Annotated in this window: 24 protein-coding genes and 1 tRNA gene; 13 read left to right on the top strand and 12 right to left on the bottom strand. The window is 49.5% G+C overall.

The annotated features are described in order from the left end of the window. Positions 1-172 precede the first annotated feature (172 nt). The 3 genes from glyS to murD all read left to right on the top strand — a co-directional run bounded on the left by glyS (position 173) and on the right by murD (position 4185). Positions 173-2347, top strand: a complete 2175-nt coding sequence (gene glyS, locus NDA01_RS05065) for a glycine--tRNA ligase subunit beta (RefSeq protein ID WP_348227096.1) — start codon at positions 173-175, stop codon at positions 2345-2347. Positions 2348-2503: 156 nt separating this feature from the next. Then, positions 2504-2716: a hypothetical protein gene (locus NDA01_RS05060; RefSeq protein WP_348227095.1), complete on the top strand. Its 213-nt coding sequence runs from the start codon at positions 2504-2506 to the stop codon at positions 2714-2716. A 101-nt stretch (positions 2717-2817) separates the two neighbouring features. Next, on the top strand, positions 2818-4185 hold the full coding sequence (gene murD, locus NDA01_RS05055; RefSeq protein ID WP_348227094.1) for a UDP-N-acetylmuramoyl-L-alanine--D-glutamate ligase: 1368 nt from the start codon (positions 2818-2820) through the stop codon (positions 4183-4185). Here the strand turns inward: murD and NDA01_RS05050 are convergent. Together NDA01_RS05050 and NDA01_RS05045 are read right to left on the bottom strand one after the other, a co-directional pair. Further along, entirely contained in the window at positions 4182-4718 is a 537-nt protein-coding gene (locus tag NDA01_RS05050; protein ID WP_190554111.1) for a cysteine hydrolase family protein, read from the bottom strand. The two genes, murD and NDA01_RS05050, sit on opposite strands and share 4 nt — an antisense overlap. Before the next feature lie 91 nt (positions 4719-4809). Then, a complete protein-coding gene (locus NDA01_RS05045) occupies positions 4810-7920 on the bottom strand; it encodes an MHYT domain-containing protein (protein WP_348227093.1) in 3111 nt (1036 codons plus the stop codon). A 456-nt stretch (positions 7921-8376) separates the two neighbouring features. Between NDA01_RS05045 and NDA01_RS05040 the strand changes: the two genes are divergently transcribed. Next, complete coding sequence (locus tag NDA01_RS05040) at positions 8377-8535, top strand: hypothetical protein (protein WP_190556263.1); 159 nt, start codon at positions 8377-8379, stop codon at positions 8533-8535. Between the two features lie 142 nt (positions 8536-8677). Here NDA01_RS05040 and NDA01_RS05035 read toward each other — a convergent pair whose 3' ends face one another. The 4 genes from NDA01_RS05035 to NDA01_RS05020 all read right to left on the bottom strand — a co-directional run bounded on the left by NDA01_RS05035 (position 8678) and on the right by NDA01_RS05020 (position 11630). After that, positions 8678-9127 carry a hypothetical protein gene (locus tag NDA01_RS05035; RefSeq protein WP_348227092.1) on the bottom strand — a complete coding sequence of 150 codons (450 nt, stop codon included), beginning with the start codon at positions 9125-9127 and terminating at the stop codon, positions 8678-8680. 277 nt (positions 9128-9404) lie between these two features. Next, complete coding sequence (locus NDA01_RS05030; RefSeq protein ID WP_348227091.1) at positions 9405-10595, bottom strand: Arm DNA-binding domain-containing protein; 1191 nt, start codon at positions 10593-10595, stop codon at positions 9405-9407. A gap of 174 nt (positions 10596-10769) precedes the next feature. Next, positions 10770-10841, bottom strand: a tRNA-Gly gene (locus NDA01_RS05025). A gap of 66 nt (positions 10842-10907) precedes the next feature. Further along, positions 10908-11630 (bottom strand): tetratricopeptide repeat protein, encoded by a 723-nt coding sequence (locus tag NDA01_RS05020; protein ID WP_348227090.1) that lies wholly within the window; start codon positions 11628-11630, stop codon positions 10908-10910. A 319-nt stretch (positions 11631-11949) separates the two neighbouring features. Between NDA01_RS05020 and NDA01_RS05015 the strand changes: the two genes are divergently transcribed. From NDA01_RS05015 to NDA01_RS05005, 3 genes are all read left to right on the top strand, one after another. Continuing rightward, positions 11950-12792 carry an Npun_R2479 family HD domain-containing metalloprotein gene (locus tag NDA01_RS05015; protein ID WP_190431350.1) on the top strand — a complete coding sequence of 281 codons (843 nt, stop codon included), beginning with the start codon at positions 11950-11952 and terminating at the stop codon, positions 12790-12792. 24 nt (positions 12793-12816) lie between these two features. Next, entirely contained in the window at positions 12817-14007 is a 1191-nt protein-coding gene (locus NDA01_RS05010; RefSeq protein WP_190554117.1) for an AI-2E family transporter, read from the top strand. Positions 14008-14073: 66 nt separating this feature from the next. Beyond that, complete coding sequence (locus tag NDA01_RS05005) at positions 14074-15138, top strand: ABC transporter permease (protein WP_348227089.1); 1065 nt, start codon at positions 14074-14076, stop codon at positions 15136-15138. Between the two features lie 527 nt (positions 15139-15665). Here the strand turns inward: NDA01_RS05005 and tsaB are convergent. The 3 genes from tsaB to NDA01_RS04990 form a co-directional block, all read right to left on the bottom strand. After that, positions 15666-16325 (bottom strand): tRNA (adenosine(37)-N6)-threonylcarbamoyltransferase complex dimerization subunit type 1 TsaB, encoded by a 660-nt coding sequence (gene tsaB, locus NDA01_RS05000; RefSeq protein ID WP_348227088.1) that lies wholly within the window; start codon positions 16323-16325, stop codon positions 15666-15668. A gap of 34 nt (positions 16326-16359) precedes the next feature. Beyond that, positions 16360-18249, bottom strand: a complete 1890-nt coding sequence (locus tag NDA01_RS04995; protein ID WP_348227087.1) for a protein kinase domain-containing protein — start codon at positions 18247-18249, stop codon at positions 16360-16362. Positions 18250-18387: 138 nt separating this feature from the next. Continuing rightward, complete coding sequence (locus tag NDA01_RS04990; RefSeq protein WP_190431355.1) at positions 18388-18636, bottom strand: Ycf34 family protein; 249 nt, start codon at positions 18634-18636, stop codon at positions 18388-18390. A 116-nt stretch (positions 18637-18752) separates the two neighbouring features. Between NDA01_RS04990 and NDA01_RS04985 the strand changes: the two genes are divergently transcribed. Both NDA01_RS04985 and NDA01_RS04980 read left to right on the top strand, forming a co-directional pair. Continuing rightward, positions 18753-20129 carry a tRNA nucleotidyltransferase/poly(A) polymerase-related protein gene (locus NDA01_RS04985; protein ID WP_348227086.1) on the top strand — a complete coding sequence of 459 codons (1377 nt, stop codon included), beginning with the start codon at positions 18753-18755 and terminating at the stop codon, positions 20127-20129. A gap of 246 nt (positions 20130-20375) precedes the next feature. Next, positions 20376-20558 carry a hypothetical protein gene (locus tag NDA01_RS04980; RefSeq protein WP_190431357.1) on the top strand — a complete coding sequence of 61 codons (183 nt, stop codon included), beginning with the start codon at positions 20376-20378 and terminating at the stop codon, positions 20556-20558. 97 nt (positions 20559-20655) lie between these two features. On the opposite strand, the gene NDA01_RS04975 is transcribed toward NDA01_RS04980, so the two are convergent. Next, a complete protein-coding gene (locus NDA01_RS04975; protein WP_348227085.1) occupies positions 20656-21792 on the bottom strand; it encodes an NAD(P)/FAD-dependent oxidoreductase in 1137 nt (378 codons plus the stop codon). Between the two features lie 122 nt (positions 21793-21914). Between NDA01_RS04975 and NDA01_RS04970 the strand changes: the two genes are divergently transcribed. From NDA01_RS04970 to NDA01_RS04955, 4 genes are all read left to right on the top strand, one after another. Next, positions 21915-22772, top strand: a complete 858-nt coding sequence (locus NDA01_RS04970; RefSeq protein WP_190556783.1) for a YaaW family protein — start codon at positions 21915-21917, stop codon at positions 22770-22772. Between the two features lie 9 nt (positions 22773-22781). After that, entirely contained in the window at positions 22782-24191 is a 1410-nt protein-coding gene (locus tag NDA01_RS04965) for an O-antigen ligase family protein (RefSeq protein WP_348227084.1), read from the top strand. 33 nt (positions 24192-24224) lie between these two features. Then, on the top strand, positions 24225-24833 hold the full coding sequence (locus tag NDA01_RS04960) for a J domain-containing protein (RefSeq protein WP_431193320.1): 609 nt from the start codon (positions 24225-24227) through the stop codon (positions 24831-24833). 124 nt (positions 24834-24957) lie between these two features. Next, positions 24958-25224, top strand: a complete 267-nt coding sequence (locus NDA01_RS04955; RefSeq protein ID WP_190431359.1) for a DUF3143 domain-containing protein — start codon at positions 24958-24960, stop codon at positions 25222-25224. A gap of 34 nt (positions 25225-25258) precedes the next feature. Here the strand turns inward: NDA01_RS04955 and uppS are convergent, their stop codons facing one another. Next, positions 25259-26008: an undecaprenyl pyrophosphate synthase gene (gene uppS / locus NDA01_RS04950; protein ID WP_348227083.1), complete on the bottom strand. Its 750-nt coding sequence runs from the start codon at positions 26006-26008 to the stop codon at positions 25259-25261. Next, entirely contained in the window at positions 26005-26928 is a 924-nt protein-coding gene (gene cdaA / locus NDA01_RS04945; RefSeq protein WP_190431361.1) for a diadenylate cyclase CdaA, read from the bottom strand. The genes uppS and cdaA overlap by 4 nt, the downstream gene beginning before the upstream one ends. Positions 26929-26950 lie beyond the last annotated feature (22 nt).

The raw sequence follows: 26950 nt of genomic DNA, 5'->3' as shown, positions 1-26950 counted from the left end.
TTTAAAGAGATTTCTTTATGTAGTTGAGGATGTGGACAGGGGCAGCGATCGCTATAGCGGCAAATTTGGGATTTCCTCAAATCCGTTCGGGACACGTCCGCCAGGATTCTTCCCAGGGTAAACTGGTGAAATTGGCTGGTACTTGGCCGCTTGATGTTTGAGATGGGGCGCTATGGCGACGTTTTTGTTAGAAGTAGGCACGGAAGAACTGCCTGCAAGTTTTGTGGATTCAGCTTTGGAGCAATGGCGATCGCGGATTCCTCAAAGCCTGACTGAGCGCTACTTATTGCCTGAAAATCGAGCGAATGAAGCGGTTGAGGTGTATGGTACCCCCCGGCGCTTAGCTGTACTGATTAAAGGTTTGCCCACTCAACAACCGGACCAAGCAGAAGAAGTGAAAGGCCCTCCGGTACAGGCAGCTTTTAAGGATGGGAAGCCTACCAAAGCCGCAGAAGGATTTGCTCAGAAGCAGGGTGTGGCTTTGGAGGCGCTAGAAATCCGGGCGACGGAGAAAGGAGAGTTTGTTTTTGTTCAGAAGGTGATTGCTGGCCGCCCCACGGCTGAGCTGCTCACAGAGCTGGTGCCACAGTGGATCAACAGCTTGGAAGGGAAGCGATTTATGCGCTGGGGAGATGGCGACCTGAAGTTTCCTCGCCCAATTCGTTGGCTGGTGACCTTGCTAGACGAGACTGTTTTACCTCTCAAAATCGTGAGTGGTTCGGAAGTGGTGACGAGCGATCGCATTTCGCGTGGTCATCGGGTGTTACAGCCCCAACCTGTCACCATTCAGCAGCCTGAAGATTATTTAACAACCATGCGGGCAGCCTCGGTAGAGCCTGACCCAGAGCAGCGCCGAGCCACGATTCAATTACAAGTGCAGGCGGCGGCTCAAAAGGTTGGCGGTTACGCGCTAATCTCGCCCAGCTTGTTGACAGAAGTGACGAATTTAGTGGAATGGCCTTCCGCTGTCGTCGGTCAGTTTGATGCGGAGTTTTTGGAGCTACCCTCGGAAGTTAGCATCACCGAAATGGAAAGCCATCAACGCTACTTCCCAGTTTTCCAAAGTGAAGGCTCTAGGGAACTCCTGCCCTATTTCATTACTGCTTCCAATGGCGATCCTGTCAAGGCTGACATCATTGCTGCGGGAAACCAGCGGGTGATTCGAGCGCGACTCTCCGATGGCAAGTTCTTCTTTGATGCCGATCACGCCAATCCTTTAGAAAGTTATCTGCCACGTCTGGAAACCGTCACCTTTCAAGAAGCCTTAGGGTCAGTGCGAGATAAAGTCACACGAATTGGTCAAATTGCCGATCGCATTGCTGACCAGTTGCAGGTGTCGGAGAGCGATCGCAGCCAAATCCAACGGGCAGGGCTGTTGTGTAAGGCGGATTTGGTGACGCAGATGGTGGGTGAGTTTCCGGAACTGCAAGGAGTGATGGGCCAAAAGTACGCTCTGGCTAGTGGTGAACCTGAAGCCGTAGCGACGGCAATTGTGGAGCATTACTTACCGAAGGGAGCAGGCGATCGCTTGCCGCAAACTTTGGCGGGCCAGGTGGTGGGCTTAGCGGATCGCTTAGATACCCTGGTTGGCATTTTTAGCTTGGGCATGGTGCCCAGCGGTTCCTCTGACCCCTTTGCTCTACGTCGGGCTGCGAATGCGGCGGTGAACGTCACTTGGGCGGGTAGCTTACCTCTGAACTTGTTGCAACTACTGGAACAAGTGACGGGTGACTTTGCGGCCAGTCATCCAGCAGTCTTGAAAATGGGCGCGTCAGAACTGTTGCAACAGTTAAAGGACTTTTTCTTACAGCGAATTCGGACGCTGCTACAAGAAGACCGCCACATCGATTACGACTTGGTGAATGCGGTGTTGGGAGAAAATGACCCAGAGTATACAGAGCGCGCCTTGAAAGATTTACTGGATGTTCGCGATCGCGCCCTTTTCCTGCAATCTCTCCGCAACGATGGCACGCTAGCGAAAATCTATGAGACGGTGAATCGAGCTTCGCGGTTGGCGGCTCAGGGAGATCTGGATACGAAGTCGTTAGACCCAGCAGCTTTGGTTAATTCTAGTTTGTTCAAGCAACCATCTGAGCAGGCGTTTTATGATGCGTTGGTGCAGTTGGTGCCTCAAACTCAAGCGGCTCAGGCGGAGCGAGATTACCAAAAGTTAGTGGCTGGGTTGAGTCAGATTGCGCCGACGGTTAGCAGCTTCTTTGATGGTCCGGAGAGCGTTTTGGTGATGGATTCTGACCCGGAGATTAAGCGGAATCGGCTGAATCTGTTGGGTTTGCTGCGGAATCATGCGCGGGTGTTGGCGGATTTTGGGGCGATTGTGAAGGGGTAGGTTGGTTTGTTTTCTCTGGCTGAGTTCTGTGGAAACCGAGCCTTGGGGGCACTCGCCCCCAAACCCCCGCTGAAGGACGGTTACGTCCTCCAGACCTCCTCCAAAGGGGAGGTGAGGGTTGGAGGTGAATGATGGGGTGAGTTGTGGGGTGGGTTTATGGATGGTTCTGGCTTGGATGGTAAAAGGCGATCGCGGTGGCGGTTGTGGGTGTTGATCGTGAGTAGCGGGGTGTTGGTGCCTACAGCGATCGCGTTGACGGATTCTAAAGCGGTTTTGGTAGGAGCGCTGTTTGGCTTATGCCTGTATCAGGTGCGCCGATATTACTCTTCATCTCCGGAAGTTTTTCCTGGAAGAGAACCAGAGGATTGAGCGGTATATCCTAGTCTCCTTGACGGCTAAATCTGTCTGTGCGACTCCGTTCCGCAGTAACATAAGGGTTGCTCTTTTAGGAATGCCTACCGACTGCCAATATGCCTAACGCTTATGTGATTGGTTTGGGAAAATCAGGAATTGCTTCAGCAAAACTTCTACAGCGTGAAGGTTGGCAAGTAACGGTAAGCGATCGCGGCAATTCTGAGGAGTTGCAACAACAACGCCAATCGCTTCTGGATGCAGGGATTGCGGTTGAGTTGGGAGACAGCTTTAATCCGGAGGTGACGGCTCCTGAATTAGTGGTGGTTAGTCCTGGGGTGCCTTGGGATGTGCCTGGCTTGGTGCGATCGCGAGAGCTAGGAATTGACACCATTGGCGAGATTGAGCTGGCTTGGCGATATTTGCAAAAGCAGCCTTGGGTCTGTGTCACAGGCACTAATGGCAAAACGACGACTACGGCTCTGATTGCGGCTATTTTTCAAGCGGCTGGGTTTAATGCGCCTGCGTTTGGCAATATTGGTTATGCGGCCTGTGAGGTGGCGATCGCTGAGCCTCAGCCTGATTGGGCCATCGCTGAGCTGAGTAGTTACCAAATCGAGTCTTCTCCCGCTGTGACTCCTCGAATCGGTGTTTGGACAACTTTCACTCCCGATCATTTAGCGCGTCACAAAACCCTAGAGAACTACTACAACATCAAAGCTCATTTGCTACGTCAGTCTCAGCATCAAGTGTTTAATGGGGATGATCCTTTTCTGAGGCAGATTGGGCCTAGCCAGTGGCCCAATGCAGGGTGGACAAGTGTGACTGGAAAAGCTGGGTTAATTGGCGATCCAGCGTTAGGCACGTATATCGAGGATGGTTGGGTGATTGCTCAAGGAGAAGCGATCCTCCCGGCGAATACCCTACGGATGCCTGGAAGTCACAATCAACAAAATCTCTTGCTGGCGGTGGCAGCGGCTCGGCTAGCAGGGATTAGCAAAGAGGCCATTACTCAGGCGATCGCGAATTTCCCTGGAGTTCCTCACCGCTTAGAACATATCTGCGATTGGCAAGGCATTGAGTTCATTAATGACAGTAAAGCCACGAACTATGATGCGGCAGAGGTCGGATTGGCTTCGGTAGAGAGTCCGGCGATTTTGATTGCGGGTGGCGAAGCTAAAGAAGGTGACGACAAAGGTTGGTTGCAAGTAATCCACGCGAAAGCGGCGGCAGTGTTGCTAATTGGCAATGCTGCGCCTACATTTGCTCAGCGCCTCAAGCAAGTCGGCTACACCCAGTTTGAGATTGTGGAAACAATGGAGCGAGCCGTGATAAGTGGGGCAGAACTAGCTCAAAAGCACCAAGCAAAAGTAGTGCTGCTCTCGCCTGCCTGTGCCAGCTTTGATCAATACGCCAATTTTGAGCAACGCGGCGATCATTTTCGTCAACTCTGTAAGACGTTTGTGGCTGAGCACCCCACACTCTAAACTGAGGGGGCGGCTAACATGCCCTCGCTCAGACCCGCATCACAGAGCCGCTGCGCTCCAATATTACGGCTCAGCACAGCTAAGCCTGCTAGATGAGCTTGCAGTCCAGCGGTACTGGCGCAACAGTCGGTAAGGACGATTGGTTCAATACCGCGATCGAACAAATCCATCGCAATCTTCAGCACACACATATCGGTGTCGATACCCACCACATTGATCCGTTTGATTTGGTGCTCACCTAAGGATTGAATCAAAGTATTGGGTAAGCCACAAAGCCCTGGTTTTGTATAGACACATTCTGGCTTGGCATAAGGTTCCAGTTCTGGGACCAGGCTGGTTTCGGGTTCGCGATCGCAATTGTGCCAATTTAGTAGCTGACAATAAGGCCCATCATCTTGATTCACAAACCGAGTGAACAAAATTGGTCCGTAATCTCCTTGCTGAATTAAGCGAACCACGCGCCGAGGAATATGATGGGTAAACTCGTTGATAAAGCCTTGCTGTACATCAACGACAAGTAATGGCACCGACATGGAGAAGCCTGCTGAAATGATTACTGATCAACTTACTGCTGGGGGTAAGGTGATGCATCAGTCAGGAGAGTAATTGTTATCCCTGTTACCCCTAGCTAATTTCGCTTTGTAACGATCGCGCCAAAATAACAATCTGGTCGAAGCGAAAATTTGCCACCAGTTCAACTAAAGCACAGCTAAGGGCAGCATGCTCTCCAGGAATTTGTTGAATGAGCTTGAGGAGTAGGAGATCACTTCCTTGTAAAGCCGCTAAATGCAACTGTTCTATCCAATCGGGCGGCATCACCTTGAGGCTATTGGGACTCAGTGGTTCGGGAGAAGTTCGGTGAAGGAGCGATCCATCGGCCTGCGTAGTGCGAGGAAAGATTTTTGCAGAGTGGCTATCCTCTAGTTCGCTGTAGATGTACTGCACGCCTAAATACTGGCTGATTTTCCCTAATAATTCCTCTCGGTTGAAAGGTTTGCCCATAAAGTCATCGCATCCAGCCAGTAAGATGGACTGACGTTGTTCCTCAAAGGCACTAGCAGTTAAAGCAATAATCACCGTGGCTTCTCCTTTCAGCGAAGCCCGGATACATTGAGTTGCTTCATAACCATTCATCACGGGCATCCGCATATCCATCCAGATCAGATGTGGAGCCCAGCTTTCCCAGAGAACGATCGCTTCTTGGCCATTGGTGGCTTCTCTAACCTCAAACCCTACAGAACTGAGGAGCCTGGTGAGCAGAAGGCGATTGGTGCGTTGGTCTTCGGCAACCAAAATGCGATAAGTAGGCTGATTGGGTGCTATGCCAATGACTTTATGGCGGATTGGTAGAGAGATGGCTACCTGAGCGGTTTGCACTGGGTAAACGGGTAAGGTAAAGCGGAACCGAGAACCCTGCCCCATCGTGCTACTAACAGCAATTTCTCCACCCATGAGTTGCACAAACTTCTGGCTAATGGCTAAGCCTAAGCCCGTTCCTTGCTGCGATTTTAAGCCACTAGTTGTTTGGGCAAAAGCTGTAAACAAATTATTCAGTTCATTGGCTTCAATCCCAGGGCCTGTATCTGCAATTTCAAAAGAGAGCGCTAGGAGTTGCTCGCTACCAACATTTCCGCAGGGCAATTTTAGGTTGGAAGCAACCTCAACCTTCTGACCGCTAGCCGCTGATTCCTGTCTCCTCCCTGCTAACTCCTGCCCGATCTCTGCTCGCTTGACCCGCAATGTCACACTGCCTTGCTGAGTAAACTTGATGGCATTGCCCAAGAGATTAATCAAGACCTGACGTAGTTTGCTTTCGTCTGCTCTGATGCATTGTGGGACTTGAGGATCACAGTCGTAGATCAGTTTTAAGTTTTTAGCAGTCGCGGCAAGTTGCAACATCTCTTCGAGGTTTTGCAGCAGACGATGGAGATCGAAATCATTGGCATTGAGTGTCGATCGCCCCGCCTCAATTTTAGACATCTCCAGAATGTCGTTGATCAGCCGCAACAGATGCTCACCGCTGCGATTAATAATGCTGAGATACTCCTTATTTTGAGCTGAGAGAGAATTGTCGCCACTCATGAGTTGCGTGAAGCCAAGAATGGCATTTAGAGGCGTACGCAGCTCATGGCTCATGTTGGCCAGAAATTCACTCTTGGCCCGATTTGCGGCATCTGCTGTTTCTTTTGCTTGTTGTAAAGCTTGCTCTGCCCGCTTGCGCTCGGTAATGTCATTCACAATGCTGAGGAGACAAGGTTCCCCCCTGACCTCAATCATTTCAAAAGAACAGAGTCCTTCTCGAATTTCACCGGAGCTGGTGCGAAAAGGGGCATCTACCATTTGAGCTGAGCGATCGCGTTGCAGCATTCGAATCACGCGATCGCGATCTTTGAGATCGGCCCAGATTTGTAGCTCCCTCGAAGTACAGCCAATCAAATGTTCGCGTGGGTAGCCAAACAACTTGAGGAAACTGTTATTGGCATCGACAAAGCGGCCTTCGGCAACAGTAGTGATGCAACTCGCGACTGGATTGGAATGAAAAGCTTTGGCAAATTGGTCTTGGCTTTGTTGAAAGTCTTCTTCTGTTTGCTTCTGCTGAGTGATATCGCTAAAGGTACAAACAATCCGCTCTAAAACTCCATTTTCTGTAAACTGCGGATCAGCATTGACCAGCATCCAGGTGCGCTCAGAGCTGTTGGTCTGCTCAATGCCCATCACCACATTTCGGATTGGTTGGCGTTGGGCGATCGCCCGTTGCACAGGTAAGTCTGCTGTGGCAAAGTAAGTGCCGTCTTCGCGGAGCCAACGTTGGTTGGTCCCAAATATAGACCGGATACCCTCGGTTTGCTCCAACTGTAATAATGCGATCGCGGCTTGATTACTAATGACGATTTCTGCGTCAGCATTTAGAAACAGCACCCCAACCTGCATCTCACGAATCAAGGTCCGAAACCGCTTTTCGCTTTCTAGCAACGTTTGTTGTCGACTCAGTTGCATCGTAAATTGTTGATCAATCAAAGACGCAATCAAGATCAAGCTGAGAAGCAGTAGAGCGCCAGCAGCGACCGCGATCGCCATGAAGGGAGCGTGAACTGTAGGCGAAGAGTTGGCAAGTACGGGTTCGGACACAAATCGGCTGGCTGCCATGCCCATGTAGTGCATGCCACTAATGCCAACTCCCATCACAAAAGCACTGCCTAGCTTCTGCCAAAAGGGTGCTCTGAGTGACTTATCTTGCAATCGAAAGGCTAGCCAAAGAGCTGTGAGTGAGGCGGCAATGGCGATCGCCACCGACAGGGCCACTAAGCCAAAGCGATACTCAATCCTCGCGGGAAGGCGCATGGCAGCCATCCCCGTGTAGTGCATCCAGGCAATGGCAACACCCATGCAGACACCGCCAGAAAGTAGTGGCAGAAATCTTGAATTAGGACGGCTCCAGATCCACAGGGCAATGCCAGAGGCAATAATGGCATAGAGCAGCGAAAGCAGAGTGGTCAACAGGTCGTATTCAACGGGCACGGAGAGGTGAAAAGCCAACATGGCCACGAAGTGCATCGACCAAATGCCAGTCCCCATTGCCACAGCTCCACCCAACAGCCAAAGGTAGCGCGTTGATCTTTCGGTTGGCCGCACCCGTCCAGATAAATCCAGGGCTGTGTAGGAAGCAAAGACGGCGATCGCAAACGAAAGCGCAACTAGGCTGAGGCTATAGCTGCCAGTCATGCCATGATTCATGGTGCTTCAAGCAAGTTTGTGTAATAACTTTTTCGTTCTCTACGAAGAAGTGTGGGAAGCTCTGTAACTTAATTACTATAAAGTTCCCTTTGGTTAAAGCGGCTACACCCTGAAGCGCCTGTTTAAATTATGTCCACATATGTCTACAACTATGTCTTCTATAACGGAGCTGGTAGACAAAACAGGCAAGTTGGCAAATATTGATTTTTTCTGGCACTGTAAGCGCGATCGCCTCAGAAGCGACACGGGCGATCGCTAAATGGAACGGCCATCGTTACGCTCAAGTGGCTTAATTGTCGTCTATGTAACAGCTTCAGGATTGTGATTCGGAAACTGCAAGCATTCAATGTACTTAGCGCATTTCCGAGTGGAGCTTCCTAGCTAACCCTTTTAAGATATGAGCAGGGTGAGTAGTTCGCTGCACGCTCTTCCTCAGTTCTCCAGGTACCGACGGTTATGGAAACCAAAACTAAGAAACCACAAACTCCTCCCGATGAGGCAGTGGTAGATAGAAATGTAGAGAAGATCGGCTTTGAATCCTGGGCTGCCCAGGTCAGGCAGCAAATGCTAGCCTCATTACGAAAGCGAGGAGTGAACCCAGACGAAATTGAATGAATCTAAAAAGCCCAGAATTGCTAATTAGCCCTATGGATTTCAAAAATCTGTAGGGCTTGAAGTCTTATGTTTGTTAGCTTGTGAAGCGATTGGAACCCAGCACGTGGGATTACTCCAACGGCTTCAAAGTAACGGCATCTTCTCAGATTGGCTTAATAAAATTGCTGTTGGCACGGACGAAGCAATGGCCCTTGCTAGTGTAGACAGCTATCCAAGGTTTGCCTTGTTGATCGGTTAACGTGATGTGATTATCCATATTGCCAGTCACTGCTTGCAGGCGCTGACCTCGCTTAAAGGCAAATACCACAGACCATTGCGAGATATTGTATTTGTTGCGTATATAAAATTCTGCTGGAACATCGCTGCCATCTACCGAGACGCCTTGAAATTGTCTAGACATTCGGCAGTTGAGTCCCTTGGGATCTGAATCGACAACTTGCCAATTAACATGCCTAGCACCTCGTTGTTTTTGGACCGGGGATGGGTAATCTCCTTGCTGGTTAGGTGTAGGGATGGCTAAGGCAAGGTTGGCACCCAGTCCGAGGAAAGCGCAGGTCAGGGAAAGTGTAATGGTTGCAAGCTTTTTTTGCATAATGAGTCCTTGATGGCAATGCTGAAGTGTAAGATTGAGCGACAAAACATCAGCTCATGGCTTACCCTCATTGACTTGCAGGGAATTAGCCAGAGCTATTAGTCGCTAATAAGAACTACACACCTCATCGCCTCATTTCGTATAGCGGTAACTTTGCGAACGCACCTCACGCCCTCCCTAAGTGGTTAAGGGGCGATCGCTCGATAGGAATGGAGTTTAATAGGGTAGATAGGGAATTTTGACTGGGAAAGGTTTCCTACAGTAAATGGCAACTTATCTAAAACTCAGGGACGAACAACTCGAGCTTATTGCCTGCGTAGTGCCTGTAGATGACTTCCGGAGAATTGCCTACTAAACGGCCTACATCTTTAGCATCCAGCTTGCCTGTCTCTAGGGCATGGGTAATAAAGGTGTGTCGAGTTTGATAGAGCTTGCGATATTCAATTCCTAACCCTTTAAGAACAGTTTTCCAGATCCGATTGCGAAAATTATTCAAGTCAACTGGTTTGCCCTCCGGTGAAGGAAATACCAATGAATTTGGAGTAGCGTATTCAGGCTTAATTGATTGCAAGATTTCTTGGAGTGAGTTATTGCATGGAAATCTTCTCCGCTCCTGAGTTTTCAGCCCTGTTCTCACCTGTCTACCTGAGTCAGTGTTGATCACAACCTGTTCAAAAGTAATTTGTCTAAAGTCGGGAGAGATATGCTGCCACTCCAAGGCGATCGCTTCTGAAGGTCTACATCCTGTCATAAACAGGAATTTAATTAGAGGGGCATAGCGGCTATGCTTGAAACCCGATTTAAGTGGACAAAATTGATCAGTTTCAATTGCTGCAATGATTGCATCTCGTTCTTCTAGCGTGAACGGGTTAATCTCAGGGATTCCTTCACCTTTATTTGATTTAGGAAGTTGGATTTCTGCTGCCATACCATTGAATGGATTTTCAGAAATCATGCCAGACTGTACAGCCCATTGGCAGCAAGCAGATAAGCGAGTGATGAAACGTTTTCCTGAGTCGATAGGAAAACTTTTGAGGACGTAATCTCTCATTTCATTGGCTTGGCTTAACTCTTGAGTCGGGATCTTTTGAAGATAGCGCGTATAAACTCCGTACACGTACTTCATTGTGTTTGGAGAACATTGAGGGCGTTTGTACTCAACAAACTTGTCCCACATCTCCGCTAGGCTCGGCTGTGGGGTAGAAATTGGGGTAACAGCTTCAACGGCACTGAGCACTGATTTAGGTTTGTACTTCTCCACGCCTTCAAAGTGACCAGAGAGTATATCTAGTGAAATCTCTCTGGCCTTGTTTTCAGCTAATTTGCGATTTTGGGGACTATCGTCGAATCCTAATGAAAGATAGTACCGTCTACCCCCAAAACTAAAGACTAGCTGTAAGCGACCATTAGAGCTTTTGATCTGAACAGAACCTTTAGAAGCCCTGCGATTAGTGGTTTTTGAGTACATGATTTTTCTGGGGTAAGAGCTAAGTATCTACCTCAGTTTTACCCCAGTTATTTACCAAAGCTACCCCAAAAATACCCAATTTTAGTTCTTGTGTACTGAATTTAGCTTTTTATTTAAACCTCTTAGAAACCCAAAACCCCCTATGAATATCGACTTTAGGGGATTTATGTTTTAAGCGGGTGATGGGACTCGAACCCACGACATTTAGCTTGGGAAGCTAACGTTCTACCACTGAACTACACCCGCAGCAGGCTCAGCTAGTCAATAGCTGAACGCTTATTATAGACCGATCGCGAGAGGAGACGCTAGAGGCTAGGAAGTCGTGAGTTGCTGCAACATTTGCTCAATTTGCTGAATTGCGTCCGAGCTGCCTTCAGTTTGCAGGAGAGTTTTAGCTTTTTGCAGCGCAGCGATCGCGGATTTGGTTTGTTTCTGGCGAGCGTAAGCAATGCCCATATTCAGGTAGGCACTGGCATTGTCAGGCTCTAATTGAATGGCTTGTTGATAAGCTTGAAGGGCGGGCTGAAATTTCCCCATATCATCCAAGGCATTGCCTAAGCTGATGAAGCCTGAGACAAACTTGGGATCAAGCTTAGTAGTTTGCTCGAAGGCGGCTACAGCCTCGGCGTACTTATTGAGGCGATAATGTGTCACCCCCAAGTTGTAGTAGGCGATCGCATCATTAGGGCGGAGACGAATTGCTTGTTGATAGGCGGCGATCGCTTTATCCGTGTTCCCATTGTCATCCAGGGCATTGCCCAAACCGACGTAAGCTTCCACATACTTCCCATCAAGCTCAATCGCTTTGCGGTAAGCCGCGATCGCTTCAGTTAACTTACCTTGGTGATAAAGTTCATTACCCTGCTGATAGTACGATGCAGCATTGTTAGAATCCAGTTGGACCTTCTGTTGGTTTGGATTGGGTGTAGAGCTTTTTTGGGCAGCCAAAGTTGGCTCTACAACTGTAGCCCCGATTAGACCCATCATCCCCAGGGTGAGCAGTTGCCTAGCGTAACGAACTGGGGCGTGCCTCATGGGGATTACCTACTCCTGAAGGGAAATTAATTGAGAAAGTCTGTAGCAAGACTAACCTGCCACCACCATAACCGGGAAAACTAAAGGTTGATGCCTAGCAGATATAGATATTTATGCAGCTAGACGCTCGCTCAAGATCTTGTGATTTGACCCCACCTCTCTCTAGATTTCTCCGCTCAAGCGATAATCAAACAAAAAATTTCGCCCAGTACATGACTGGTTTGACTGTGTTTCTCTAGAACAAATAAGCATTCGTAATGCTGCGATCGCCCGCCTTCACCATTCCTATCCTGCAAGCCCATAAAAGCGAGTATTTAGCATGTTTAATGCCACGGAAATTCTGATTGATAACTTTGTTCAGAGACTCAAAGAAGGTTATCGGCGTACCTATGGCGGGTGGAAGCCAGACTACGAAGACATTATTGGTTGGGCAGGCAGCATGGCGCTAGAGAACATTGCAAACAGTGATGCGCTCTACCACAACGTTGAACACACCATCCTCGTCACCTTGGTAGGACAAGAAATCTTGCGAGGCAGGCATATTCGGGAAGGTGGCGTTTCCTGTGAAGATTGGCTGCACTTCATTATCTCCCTGGTCTGCCACGATATCGGCTACGTAAAAGGTGTTTGCCGCCAAGACAAAGACGGTTACTATGCCACAGGTAAAGATGGAGCAATGGTGCCTTTAGCGGCTGGTTCTTCTGATGCGAGCCTGACTCCCTACCACGTCGATCGCGCCAAGCTCTTTATTGATGAGCGCTTTGGTGGGCATAAGCTGATCGATGCCGATGTAATTAAGTACAACATTGAGCTAACTCGTTTTCCGGTGCCTTCGGTAGAAGACCATCAAGATACGGTTGACTATCCGGGGCTGATCCGAGCCTCTGACTTAATCGGTCAACTGAGTGACCCCCGCTACTTAAAGAAAATCTGTGCTCTGTACTATGAATTTGAAGAAACGGGCGTGAACAAAGCCTTGGGTTACCGTAACCCTGCCGACCTGCGGAAGAACTATCCCAAGTTTTATTGGCATGGCGTTCATCCCTACGTCAAAGATGCCTTGCATTATTTGTCCTTAACTCAGCAGGGTAAGCAGATTATTGCCAACTTGTACTCTAATGTTTTTGTGGTAGAACACGAAGATCCAATTCCCGTTGCTTAGCAAAACGGCATAGCGCTAACACTCATGAACCGTGTTTTTTCTCCTGTTCAACAACTTTTAATCACCTGGTTACTGGTGCTGGTTGCGGGCTGGTTGACTCTAAACGCCCTCAACTACTTTGGCGATCTCATTAGCATCTTGGTGACGGCAGGTTTGATTGCCTTTCTGCTAAATTATGCAGTGGCTAAGCTACAGACTTTTTTACCTCGTGGGGTCGCAGCAGCACTGGTGTACTTGGCCGCAGGGCTGGGAGGGGTAGTGATTGGTTTGACGATCGCACCTCCAGTTTCAGAGCAAGCTCGTCAGTTAGCTACGAATTTCCCTAGTTTGATGGAGTCTGGGCGGAATCAGTTAGCAGATTTTCAGCTTTGGAGCGAGGCGCACAACCTACCCTTTGATGTGCAGCTTTTGGAGCAGCAGTTATCGGCGGAGGTGCGGGAACGGGCACAGGCGATCGCGGCTCAAGGATTTGGCTTGGTCCTGGGAACGGTCAACTGGACACTGGATCTGGTTTTGATTTTGGTGATTTCGTTTTATATGCTCCTGGATGGGGAGCGCGTCTGGCGGGGACTAGTCAATATTTTTTCGCCCCAAATTCGGACTTGTTTAACGGATTCTTTACGGCGCAATCTCCGACAGTTCTTTGCGGGCCAATTATTGTTAGGGCTATTTATGGCCGTGGTGCTGTCTTTGGCGTTTTTATGGTTGCGAGTGCCATTTTTCTTACTGTTTGCCGTGTTTATCGGTGTGATGGAAGTGATTCCATTTATTGGGGCGACATTGGGAATTGCCACAGTGAGTGTCGTGGTGGCATTTATCGACTGGTGGTTGGCGTTGCAAGTTTTAGGAGTGGCGATCGCGACCCAACAGATCAAAGACAACTTGTTGGCTCCCCGGCTCATGGGTAACCTAACGGGTCTTAGCCCAGTGATTATTTTTACGTCGTTGCTGCTTGGTGCTAAAGTGGCAGGCCTACTCGGCGTGATTTTGGCAATTCCTCTAACTGGAGTCGTGAAAAGTATTGCCGAAGTTGTGCTAGACCCAACTTTGCCCCCGCAAACAGGTTCCTTCTTCTACAATCCGCTCAACCCAGAGGCGTTGGATACGACAACGCTAGAACTGGTCAACTCAGATTCTAGAGATGGCTTGAAAGATGGATCTGAGGAAGTGCCTCCTGTTATGGTGAGTTCCACAGGCACACAGCGCGATCGCTAAGTACAGGCACACAGCACGATCGCTAAGTACGAGAGTTTTCGTCAGTTCGCATTAGGTAGCAGTGTTATGGATTGGTGGCAGAAACTTAAAAAGAATCCTTTGGCCCGATTTGGGGCTTTGGTGCTGATAATTTTCTACCTGGCAGTGCTCGCCGCTGATTTTGTCGCCCCCTATGACCCCTACGCTTCACAGCCAGATGGCGGGCTGCTACCCCCGACGCAAATCTACTGGCGCAATCAGGCGGGTCAATTTATTGGGCCTCATGTCTATCCCACCATTCAAGGTCCGGTTGACATCAATACAGGCGATCGCAAACTAATCATTGATCGCAGCCAACCGTCACCACTGCGTCTCTTTGTAGCAGGGCATTCTTACAAAATCTTGGGGCTGGAGTTTAAACGACATCTCTTCGGTGCCGCTGGGCCAGCCAGATTTAACTTGCTAGGTACCGATGAGCAGGCTCGCGATCAGTTTAGTCGGTTGCTATATGGCGGACGCATCAGCCTTAGCATTGGCTTGGTGGGGGTCGCCATTTCCTTTCCCTTAGGCATGCTGGTCGGTGGTATTTCGGGATTTTTTGGTGGCTTCACCGATAGCTTTTTAATGCGTCTGGTAGAAGTTTTGATGACGATCCCCAGCATTTATTTGTTGGTGGCACTGGCGGCAGTGTTACCACCGGGGCTAACGAGTGCCCAACGATTTCTTCTAATTGTGTTGATTACGTCGTTTATTAGCTGGGCAGGCTTAGCGCGGGTGATTCGCGGGCAAGTCTTGTCGATCAAACAGCGGGAATTTGTTCAGGCTGCGACAGCGATGGGCGGTCAGCCGTTCTACATCATTGTGCGCCACATCTTGCCCCAGACCGCAACCTATGTGATTATTTCGGCTACCCTATCCATTCCAAGCTTTATTGTGGCGGAGTCGGTGTTGAGCTTGATTGGCTTGGGTATTCAGCAGCCTGATCCCTCATGGGGCAATATGCTATCTCTGGCGACCAACGCCTCCATTCTGGTGCTACAACCTTGGCTAGTATGGCCTCCAGCTTTGTTGATTATTCTCACGGTGCTGTCTTTTAACGTGCTGGGTGATGGCCTGCGAGATGCACTGGACCCCCGGAGCCTACAACGATAGTTAGTGAGAAACGGGGATAAGTAATTTCCCTGAGCGAAGTTTAGCAGAACTACGGAAAGACTAAATGTGGCATTGGCAATGGCTGGAAGCACTGCATACCGGAGTTTGCAGTGCTTCCAGCCATCAAGACTAAAAGAAGCTCTGGTGAGACCCGTCATATTCTTGATTTTTGTCACATTTCTATCATTTCCTTTCTCGGTTCCCCTAAAATTAGCTCAGTATATTCTCTATGTGACTGTATTCGGTCATGCAAAACGCTCCTGGAGATAACACTGATTTGGTTGCAAAACCTCAGGACTCTAGATTCAGCGCTTCAGCAGAAAAGTAACGTGGGAAAAACAACTGCTGTGTAAGCATTGGTGCTCTCTACCCTTACGAATTGCTGCAACGCTCGTGAGCTGACTGATAGGGCAAATACTGGGTGAACAACTAAGACAGGAAGCAGGCACTTCCTGTCTTTTTTTGTGCTTTCTTTATGATTTGTGAGAGGTGTACTTAGATACACTTCTCACAAACACTTAGGATTCCTACTGGGTGACTGGATGTTGACCATAGAAGGGCAACGCTTCTGACCAATGCGATCGCTCCCCTCGATGCCAATGCTGTTCAGCCAAAGCTAAAACTCCCAAAACTGAGCTACCCAATCCGCCCTCCGCTTTCACTAACTCATAGGCAGTGGGCCAACTAGCTAAAGTTGCTTCCCAATTGGCTAGAGGCTGGATGGTATCTGCCAAGAGAGGCGTTAAACCAGTCTCCAAGTCTACTTGGTAAATAGCGCCATACACTTCCCCTCGTTGGGCTGGCATTTGCACCCCAATCACCTGTGGAAGGACAGGTTGAGATTGCTGGTGGACAGAAACCCAAGCGTAGGCAGCTAGCGAAGAAATTGCAAAGAGAGGAATTTCTAGCTGTTGTGCTAAGGTGCGAGCCGTGACCATGCCGATACGTGTGCCCGTAAAGCCGCCGGGTCCTCGCGCTACTGCGATAAAGGCGAGGTCTAACCAAGTTTGAGGTGCCATGAACTCACCCAAATAGTGGTGCAGATGGGTAGACAACCCCCGATCCAAGCTCCAAACTTGATGGCGGCGATCGCCTGCAAAGTTACCCAAAGCTAAGCCAAGTTCGGGAGTGCTGGTATGTAGCGCTAAGCCGTATTGGGCGGCAGAAGAGGAAGGATCAGAAGTCAAAGTTAATTCAGAAATCACAAATATCAATAGTCATTTAATCACGTTGCCAGACCTTGATGGTGCCATCATCACCAGCACTAGCGATGGTTTGGCCATCGGCACTAATCGCAACTGACCAAATCCAAGCAACATGCCCTACTAATGTTTCCAGCAGGGTTCCGGTATCGAATTGCCAAACTTTAATGGTTTTGTCTTGGCTACCGCTCACCAATAGTTGTCCATCGGGGCTGAGAGTGACAGCATTCACTGCGTCTGCATGACCTGTTAGAGTCCGGAGCAGGATTTGGTTTTCGAGTTGCCAAACTTTAATGGTTTTGTCTTGGCTACCGCTCACCAGTAGTTGTCCATTGAAACTAAGCACCAGGGAAGTGACGGGTTCATCATGCCCTGTCAGGGTGTGGAGCAGTCGTTGGGTATTTAGTTGCCAAATTTTGATGCTGGTGTCGCGGCTACCACTCACCAGTAGGGGTTGCTTAGTAGTTGACGCATTTACTGTTCCTGTGGCTAGGGCGATCGCTAACACCCAATGCTCATGTCCCACCATTGTCTGGAGCAGTTGACCTGTTGCCACTTGCCACAGCTTGATGCTTTTATCTTGACTACCGCTGGCTAGGTACTGACTATCGGGGCTGAAAGTTACGGCTCGCACCCAGTCACTGTGGCCGCTCAGCGTTTGTAATAGCTTTCCGGTACTGAGTTGCCAGATTTTTACTGTTTTGTCATTGCTGGCGCTGGCGACTAACTGGCCATCTGGGCTAATTGCTACCGATCGCACCCAGTGCTCATGACCTAATAGAGTTTGTAACAACTGCCCAGTTGTGAGATCCCAAATTTTTACAGTCCGATCGCCGCTGCCACTCACCAGTACTCGACTGTCTGGGCTAATGGCAAGCGATCGCACCCAGCGAGAATGCCCAGTCAAAGTTCGCACGCAACGCCAAGTTGGGGATGTTAAATCACTGGGCGTAGCTTCTGAGATTAAAGGTAATGCTGAGCCTGCCTGATCAGCTGCGGTTGCTCTGTTTGAAGCTGTTGTGAGTGATAATGCGGGAGCCTGTAAATCTTGTAATGCTGCGATCGCGGATTGATAGCGTTTCTTGGTTGCACTTTGCAACAGGCGATCGAGAATCTGACCCAAATCACCACTAATGGGTTGTTTGAGGTGAGGTTGCCACAGCCAAGTGCCTTCTTCGGTATCGAATAAATCTGAGGGATGGGTGTGAGTCAACAAGTAAATACAAGTGACCCCTAGACTGTAGAGATCGCTGGCAAAGATAGCCTTACCCATCGCTTGCTCGGGAGATACAAATGCAGGGCTGCCAATGCTAGTGCCCGTACGAGAGAGATCGGCGCTGCTAGCCGACTTTGCCGCCCCAAAATCCACTAGAACCAATTGCTGGTCAGTGCGGCGGCGAATAATATTTGTGGGTTTAATGTCGCGATGAATGACGTGGTGTTCGTGGACAAATTGCAGCACTGGCAGCAGATCGCTCAGCAACTGGCGAATTTGGGTTTCGTTAAAAACACCATTTTGAGCCACTTCTTGCTCTAGCGTGGCTCCGTCAATAAATTCTTGAATCAGATACTGAAACTGGTCTTGCTGAAAGTACGCCAGTAGCTCTGGAATCTGAGGGTGGTGGCCTAATTCTTCTAGCCGAACGGCTTCTAGCCGAAATAGCTCGGCTGCTTTAATCGGGTTACGAATGCTTTGGGGCAGGGGAAAGCACTGCTTAATCACACAGCGCGGCTTGGAAGGCTTGTAGTCATCTAAAGCCAAAAAAGTTCTGCCAAAACCCCCCTGCCCAATGGGTTCGATGGCGCAGTAGCGATCGCCCAAAACAAGCTTAAAGCCACAAGTTTCACAGAACTTGGCTGGCTCTGCGTGGTGCGGATTTCGACAAACCGGATTGAGGCAGTAGCGCATACCCTAGGAACCCAAGTTCACTGAGTTTATCCTACGCCGTTCCTCCAGATTTCCAGGTAGCTAAATGTGCTTTATCTGGCGATCGCAGCTGCAATCCTGAGAAACTCCAAGAAATTGGTTGGAAACATCGCAACCAAGTTAAGTTGGAACTAACTCGCCTGGGCGTAAGTTAGCCCACTTACCTGTTTCTTGCTTGAAGCTCTGACAGCCAACTACATCCCATTCCATCTGGATTTCATCCTCTGAGGAACGGATATTGACATTAATAGTAGGTTCAACCGCTTCAAAATCTGGTGTATTTGTGAGGTGAGGCTGTTGATGCTGCCCTTCGACTGCATGATACGTGGTGCAGCGATCTACGTAGTGGCAGTTCACACAAATGCACATGATCAGAACCTCTCCGTAGGTTGACAAGATGGGTTTACCAGACCCCGCATGTCTTTCTGTTACTCTAGCTTAGGCGAGTCAATTCTTGGCTAGCCGCTCGATTGATTTTTGTTTCCATGTACGCTACTTCTTCAATTTCTTTATCTGTTTTATCGCCTCAAACTTGGCCTTTTGGTTTGCAATGGTTGCCTCAGCCTGCCTATTTGGTGGGAGGTGTGGTGCGTGATGCGTTGCTCGGTCGTCATGCCGATTACCTAGACCTCGACTTTGTCATGCCAGAAAAGGCAGTGGAAACGGCTCAAGCGATCGCGCATCATCACAAGGCTGGCTTTGTTTTATTAGACGCAGAGCGGCAAATTGCCCGCGTGGTGTTTGAGCAAGCTACCGCAGATTTTGCGCAACAAATGGGGTCTAGCCTCGAAATTGACCTCCAGCGGCGGGACTTTACGGTGAATGCGATCGCCTACAATCCGCATACCGAAGAGTTGATTGACCCGCTGCAAGGCTTTGTGGATTTGAAGCAAAGCTCGATCCGCATGGTGGCTTCGGAAAACTTGCGCGAAGATCCTCTACGTCTGTTGCGGGCTTATCGCCAAGCAGCTCAGTTGGGCTTTAGCCTAGATGCGGAAACGCGGGCTGTGATTCGTCAGTTTTCTCCTTACTTAAGCCAGGTTGCCGCCGAGCGCATCCAGTCAGAACTCAACTATTTGTTTGGCAGCGCTCAGGGCACTCCGTGGTTGACCGCCGCCTGGCAAGATGGCTTGCTCCAAGCTTGGTTTCCTCAAGCCACTGCTCAGAGTCTGGCTCAAATTGCGGCGATCGATCGCTCAGCGATCAGTTTGGTGGCCGCTTGTCCTAGCTTCAAAGCTGAACTTTATGCCTCCCTACGCCACACTACCAAAGCTAGTCGTAAAGGCACTAAAAATTCATCCAGCGCCACGAGCAACAAATCTGCTAATAGCAACTCTGGTGTTGAGGCGGGAGCCGCTAAAGCCAAGCTTGCAGGCGATCATCGCACTTGGATTACGGTGGCCAAGCTAGCTAGTTTGCTGTCTCCAGACCTAGTGCAGGCTGAGGTAGAGTTATTGAACTTGAAATACAGCCGAGCCGAGATTCAAGCGGCCCTAACTATTATTAAGTTTTTGCCTCAGTTACAAGCAGTTAGCGTCACAGCTGGTTTGTCTTGTCGAGAGCAGTATTTTCTGTTTCAATCGGTCGGCCCTGTATTCCCAGCGCTGATGGTGCGGGCTTTAGCTGTAGGTGTACCAATATCAGTGCTGTTGGGGCTGATTGAGCGTTTTCTAACTCCCGACGATCCAGTCGCGCATCCTATGCCTCTTGTCAGTGGTCAAGACCTGATGACGCATTTAAAGCTGGCCGCTGGCCCGCAAATTGGGCAACTTTTAGCTGAGATTCAGTTGGCACGAGCTGAGGGACTAATCACTACTCCAGCCGATGCCCTAGAGTTGGCTGCCAAAATGGCTAAACTGTAACTCTAATTGGCTTTGAAAGCTTGGCCTTTTTCGGTTAACAGCTTTGCCAACTGCTCTGTCAACCGCAATTCAGCTAAAATTAAAGGCTGAGCTGTTTGGGTGAGAGTCACAGATTAGGTTAGAGTAAACATCTGACCGATTTTTTTAGGCGTTCTGGTTTTTAGATCGCTGGCTTGAGATCGCTTCTCGCAGAAGTTTGAAAAAGCGATCGCTTTTCGCGTGGCAGATAGATTCAAAGAGGTAAACATGGCTAAACGCCGCAACTTAAAGAAAGAAAAAGCTCTCCGTAATGAAGCTTACGCTCGCAAGTTCCGTAAGCGCACCAACAAAGGCCGCTTTGGCAAGAGACGCTTCGGTAATGACAACCGGGCTGAAGAAACTGAAACAGATCAAGAGGGCGCAAGAGACGGCGCTGAAGCGACAGACTAGTCTCCCAGGGTTTCCCATTGAGATGCAGTCAAGCTTGCTAAGGGCCTAAGTATGAAAGGCAATAGCAAGAAATTCCGGGTCATTGCTTGAATTTGCTTCAGCCCGTGGAATCGACAGAGTGACTGGAAATGGTATGCCAAAAGCTGGTTTCTGGCAGGGGTAGATTCCGAAGCTGACGATTAATTTCGGCTGCTGCTGCCAGTCCAGATTTCAAAGCGCTTTCGATCTGAATCCCCCCGCACCAATCGCCACTACAAACGAGTGGTAAAGCGGTTGGGGCAACTAAACAAGGTGCTAGCCAACCCTGATCAGGAAAGGCATAGCGCCAGCGGTGAACTTGTAACCAGTCGGGGGCGTCGAGCCAAGCAAAGAAAACCTGGGCGGCATAGTCTAAGAGTTGACGCCCCACTGCTGGTAAATCAGAAGTTTCTAAGTTTTTCTGAGCAAAGGCAGCACTACTTTGGATGACAAAAGTGGGCGGCTGTGGTTCTGAAACTTGACTGGGGCGCTTACTGTTCTCCAGGCTAATCCAATCAATCATTGAATCGTCAGGACAGGTGACAGCTTGCCAGGGTGGATCGTGGCTGGCTAAATCAGCTTGGCGATCGCGAGCATAACCTGCGACCGCAGTGATGCAAGGATGATATTTAACCGCGCGTAAAGTTTCAAAGAAGTCATCAGCAGGTATTGTTTCTTCCAAAGGCTTGAGCAAGGTCAGGGCTTGCGGGGCAGGAATCGCTACAACCGCTGCTTGAGCAGCCAATGTTGTAGGGGTTGCAGCAGGATCACTGGGGTTTCCCAAAGTCAGTTGCCAAGTATTTTCTGGGGTCAAGGCGATCGCTTCTACTCGCTGGCTCCGCTGAATGTCTAATCCAGTTGCTAAGAATTTAGCGATCGCGCTCATTCCTGCGAGGGCTGTATAACGAGGATAAATGTCTTGAGGTTGCGGTGCATGTAAGTAGCGATCGCTCCCTAGTTCATAAACGCTATCTATCCAAGTTCTTAGAATTTGGTTTGCGCACAAAACTGGAATGAGTCGGGCCAAATGCTCTCCTTGGACACTGAGATAGCGGGCTCCATGATCCGCGCAAGTGTCCTGCACTCGACGAGTGGCAATGCGGCCACCTAACCCCCGCGACTTTTCTACTACGACAACGCGATAGCCCCATTGCCGCAACTGCTGAGCGCAACTAATGCCTGCAATGCCAGCTCCAACCACAGCAACATCAAACACGAATGTTGAGTCTCCTAGAGAATTTGCATCGGGCCAATAGGGAACAAGCCAACAGCGAACAGCCAATCGCTAAGAGTAGAATATGGGACAGCGGGGTTAACAGTGCAGTTGTGGAGGAATTTATGGCGGACGAGCTAAGAGCAGCCTTGGAGTTAGCGACTGAAGAAGAATTAGGTGAGCTAACTGAGATTTTGTTTCGCCGTAAGTTTAACCCAATTGACTACCTGTATACCCCGGACCCGATGGATGTGCAAAGCCAAGGGCGACAAGCTTGGCTAGATGCCTTAGAGCAACGCTTTCGGTTCTTAGCGGCAGATGGCATGACAGTGCTGCAAGGTCATGCCGATCGCATCACTTATCGCCAATGTTTAATTCAAGTTTGCCGCTACCTCAGAATTCCTTACTCCGAAGAATTGTCCACCACTGACTTAGAAGCGGAAGTGTTTCTCAATCTGCTGAGTCGTGCCTGGAAACAACTATCGACCAAAGAAAAAGGAGCTTTGACGCTGCGGGTACAACAATCGCTAGCTCGCTCTGAAATTCGAGATCAGCTACCTCTGGCAGTGCAGCAAGATCCAATGGGATTGCTGGTCAAGGGGGGTAGCGCTTTGGCGATTAGCTCAATTGTGCGTCCCATGTTGATGCAATTGATCGCAAAACAGTTTGCCTACCACTTTGCAACTTACCAAGTAGCCCAGCAAGCGATCGCGAAAGGTGGCGCTGTGGCAGCCGCTCAGTTTGAAAGTTACGTGGCGCTACAAACCGCGAAACAAGGGATGGCTCTCAGTGCGGCTCGCTATGGCGTGACTCGCAGCGTTTTGGCTTTTGTGGGGCCAGCGATGTGGGCTTTGTTTTTTGCCGATTTAGGCTGGCGGGCGATCGCAACTAACTATGGTCGGGTGATTCCCACAGTGTTTGCTTTGGCGCAAATTCGCTTGACTCGCGCCGATTGCCTTGAAGCGGCTTGGGAACCAGTGTAGGAAGCAACCTTGAACAAGTTATTCCACTTACAGACCCATTCGCAACGGCATCTGCAAATGCCTTGGCACTGGGTTCAAATTGGTTTGCTCCTGTTTCCCTTTAGCCCTTTGTTGGGTGGCTTGAGCTTGTTGGGAGCCGCGATCGCTACTTGGATTAAGCAAGCTGCCTGGATGAAACAGCGTCCTTTCAATCGGGGTTTGGCGGTTCTAAGCTTGTGGTTTGTGGTGGCAGCAATTTTTGCTTACGATCGCACTGCGGCACTCTTGGGCTTGGCTAACTTCTTACCGCTATTCTTTTTGTTTACAGCCTTCAGTACGCTGATTCAAACACCTGCTCAGTTACGACAGCTTGCTTGGGTCTTGATTTTAACTTCTGTGCCCGTGGTCATTATTGGTTTGGGTCAGCAGTTTTGGGGCTGGGCAGGACATTTACGTTTGCTGGGAATTATTGTCGAGCTGGGTGTGGAACGAGGCGGCAATCCTTTGGGTCGCATGTCTTCGATTTTTGCCTATGCCAATGTCTTGGCCAATTACTTGGTGATTGCGTTTATTTTGGCAATTGGACTGTGGATCGATGCGTTTCCAGGCCGTAGGAGCCAGTTGCAATCAATTGCGGAACCCGCGATCGCGGCACTATCCGAGGAGCCATATCCTGCCCTAAACGCTTCCACTTCATCGAGTATCGCTTGGTGGCGTTGGTGCTTTTTAGCTGCTGTCGTGCTAGGAAATGCGATCGCGCTTCTCCTCACGAACTCCCGCAATGCTTGGGTCTTAGCAGGCTTGGCTTGCCTAACTTATGCTTTGTATCTCGGTTGGCGCTGGCTAGTGATTGCGGTTGGTATAGCTGTTGCTGGCATTGGCGGAGCGGCTTTTGGCCCTGCGGTCATCAAGGCTCCACTCAGACTGATTGTTCCAGCGTTTCTCTGGGCAAGACTGTCGGATGAGTTATATCCCAATCGCCCTGTCGCCACTCTCCGGGCAACCCAATGGCAGTTTGCTTGGTCTCTAGCCGAGCAGCGGCCTTTCACAGGTTGGGGCTTACGCAACTTTACTCCGCTGTATCAAGCCAAGTGGCAAATCTTTATGGGCCATCCTCACAGTTTGCCATTGATGTTGATGGCAGAGACAGGCGTGTTCGCGACCTTGCTCTTAGTAGGATTGGTGGGTTGGATGGTGTATCGTGGCGTGCAGTTGTTCCTATCTTGGAATCCTGCCTCAGATCCTTTGCAGCAAAGCGATCGCCTGATTTTGTTTACCTATTTAGTGGCATTTTTGGCTTGCACCTTGTTCAACTTATTTGATGTAACTTTGTTTGATATCCGCATCAATGTTTTAGGCTGGTTGCTGTTAGCCGCCATTTGTGGCTTAGTAGAGCGACAGCAAGCTGGAGCTAGGAATTTTACTCAGAAACCTGGTTAGAATAATCAAAAGCTAGGTAGGGTGGGAACTCGCGTGACTCAAGATGGAGCAACGCCAAATCAGGTGAATCAAGGGTCGCCACTGCCAAAAACTGCGGCTCCTAATTACTACGCCCTGCTAGGATTGCATCCTTCGGCATCACCGCAACAAATCCGGCGAGCTTATCGCGATCTGAGCAAACAATTGCATCCTGATACCACTACGTTGCCTCCAGCGATCGCCACAGCAAAGTTTCAGCAACTCAATGAAGCCTATGCTACCGTCAGTAACCCGGAGCGTCGTGTTGCTTACGACCTCAAAATTGGTTATTCCCGCCTGCATGTGATGCAAGCTCCAGCAGACCTTAACCGTTCTGCCTCACAATCTCGGCGCTATTCTTCCTCTGCCTATTTAGACCCTACCGATCGGCCCCTGTCACCTGGAGAAATCTTTGCTTTATTTATCTTGGGTGTCACGTTTGTAGCTTGCTTGGTGCTAGCGATCGCGATTGGTCTAACGAGAGGCGATATTGCCTTTCATCCTTTGCAATTGCAGAGTCAGAGTGCTCCTAGTGAGCAAATTGAGACAGCGAGATCAGAACTGGCAGCTCCATCTGCTAAGGTTTTAGATTCTGATGCCAATCAAAAAAATTCTCAGTTGTAGGAGTGAATGGTTATTCGCCCCTACGAGGGTCTACAAATCCAATTTAGAGAATTGGTAGTATTCCTGAGTTGCTTCTTGAGGCTCATTCTGTGCACAATTTTGGTCTACGCAATCTTTGAGATTTATGACGCTACCTTCTAGTGACACTCCCCTCTATAATCACTCCCTACCAGACCTTGAAACTTGGTTAACTGAACAAGGTTGCGAACAAGACCCAGCAGAACTTCACTGCTGGCGTATAGCAAAACCCGCATGGAAAGCCGAGTTGTATCTAGATGTAGACCAACTGACAGTACGTTATCTGGAAGTGGGGGGGGAGGCGATTCAGCGCTCCTTTAAGTATTTGCTCAGCCGCCAGGATGTGGAAGATGCCATATTCTCTGGGCCTTAGTTAGCCCATAGGTTTATTTGATTCACCTCACGGCTTAGAGCTTGCCAAAGCGACGATGCCGTTGTTGATAAGCGCATAAAGCTTGGTGGAACTCAGCGCGATCGAAGTCAGGCCAGAGCGTATCTGTCACATAAAGCTCGGAATAAGCCATCTGCCAAAGCAAAAAATTGCTCAGTCGCATTTCGCCACTGGTCCGAATCAGCAAGTCTGGATCGCCCACGCCTGCGGTATAGAGATGCTGCTCAAACACTGCCTCATCAATATCTTCTGGCTGCAAGTGTCCCTGCTGGACTTGAGTGGCGATCGCTCGACAAGCTTGCAAAATTTCTTGCCGCCCTCCATAGTTCGTGGCAACCGTAAAGTGAATGCCAGAATTATTCCGAGTTTCAGCCATAGAGCGCTCAATCTCGGCTCGCAGAGATTGAGGTAGCGCGTCCAAATTACCCACAAAAGTAATGCGGACATTTTCTCGCATCATTTCGCGGAGTTCTTGCCGCAACACCCGCTCGAATAGTGTCATCAAAAAGTCAACTTCTTCAAACGGTCGCCCCCAATTTTCTGTAGAAAAGGCATAGGCCGTTAGAGCTTGAACTCCCCAATCGCGACAGCAGCGCAACAGATCCTTAAGCGCGTCTACTCCTCGGCGGTGGCCCATGATCCGAGGTAGACCTTGGCGCTTAGCCCAGCGACCATTGCCATCCATGATTACAGCTACATGCTTAGGCAGCCGCTCTCGATCTAGATCAGCAGGCAGATCTTGTAAGATGGTTGGCTTTGCAGTCATTTTTTTTCCCGAGAGGCCGAAGAGGGCAAACGAAGTAAACGTGAAATGAGTGCCAATCCTTGAGACCCAATTTGACGACCAAAGTTGCGTAAATCTGAGGCAACTGCTTCGCGGTCAACGGATGGAGAGAAGCTTGCTTCTAAGAGTTCTTTCAGTTTACTGCTGGTCAGGGGCCGATTGAGTGTTCCCCTTTCTGCTAGGGAAATCGACCCTGTTTCTTCAGATACAACAATACACATACAATTTTCGATTCGCTCAGTGATTCCCATCGCAGCTCGGTGACGTGTCCCTAATTGCCGGGAAGCAGTACGCTCTGAGATGGGTAAAATGACGCCAGCAGCCATGATGCGGGAAGCTCGGATTAAAACCGCACCATCATGAAGTAGGGTAGTGGGTTGGAATAAGGTCTGGATTAGTTCTTTGGAAACTTCAGCGTTCAACCTCACGCCTGGCACTGAAAAATCGCGCTCATCAATCGGAGCACTGGTTTCTAAAATCAATAGCGCTCCGATGCGGTTTTGCGAAAGTTCTTTGACTGCATCGACAATCTCATCAATGACATTGTCAGGTTTGGGAATAGCGCGGCGTGAAGGTTGAAACAATTGCAGAATTTCACCCCGCCCCAACTGCTCTAGAAAGCGGCGAAACTCTGCTTGCAAGATAAAGGCCATTGAGACAGCAGAGCCAATCACCAAGCTGTTCAAGACAAAACTCAAAAGTTTGAGCTTCAAGTTGGTGCTGACGGCTGCGGCTAGCATTAGGATAATGAATCCCCGCACCATCCAGAGTGTCCGGCGCTCACCAATAATGATGAGCACCATATACGTCAGGAGTAGCACCAGTCCAATATCAATAATTTGAAGCAGCAAAGACTGAGTCCAACCTGGATCAGCCAGCCATCGCTTCCACAATTGTCCCATCAGAACCTGAATTACGCTTGCG

It is taken from the genome of Trichocoleus desertorum AS-A10, assembly GCF_039962155.1.
Taxonomy (GTDB): Bacteria; Cyanobacteriota; Cyanobacteriia; order FACHB-46; family FACHB-46; genus Trichocoleus.
This window is presented reverse-complemented; position numbering and strand designations above follow the sequence as displayed.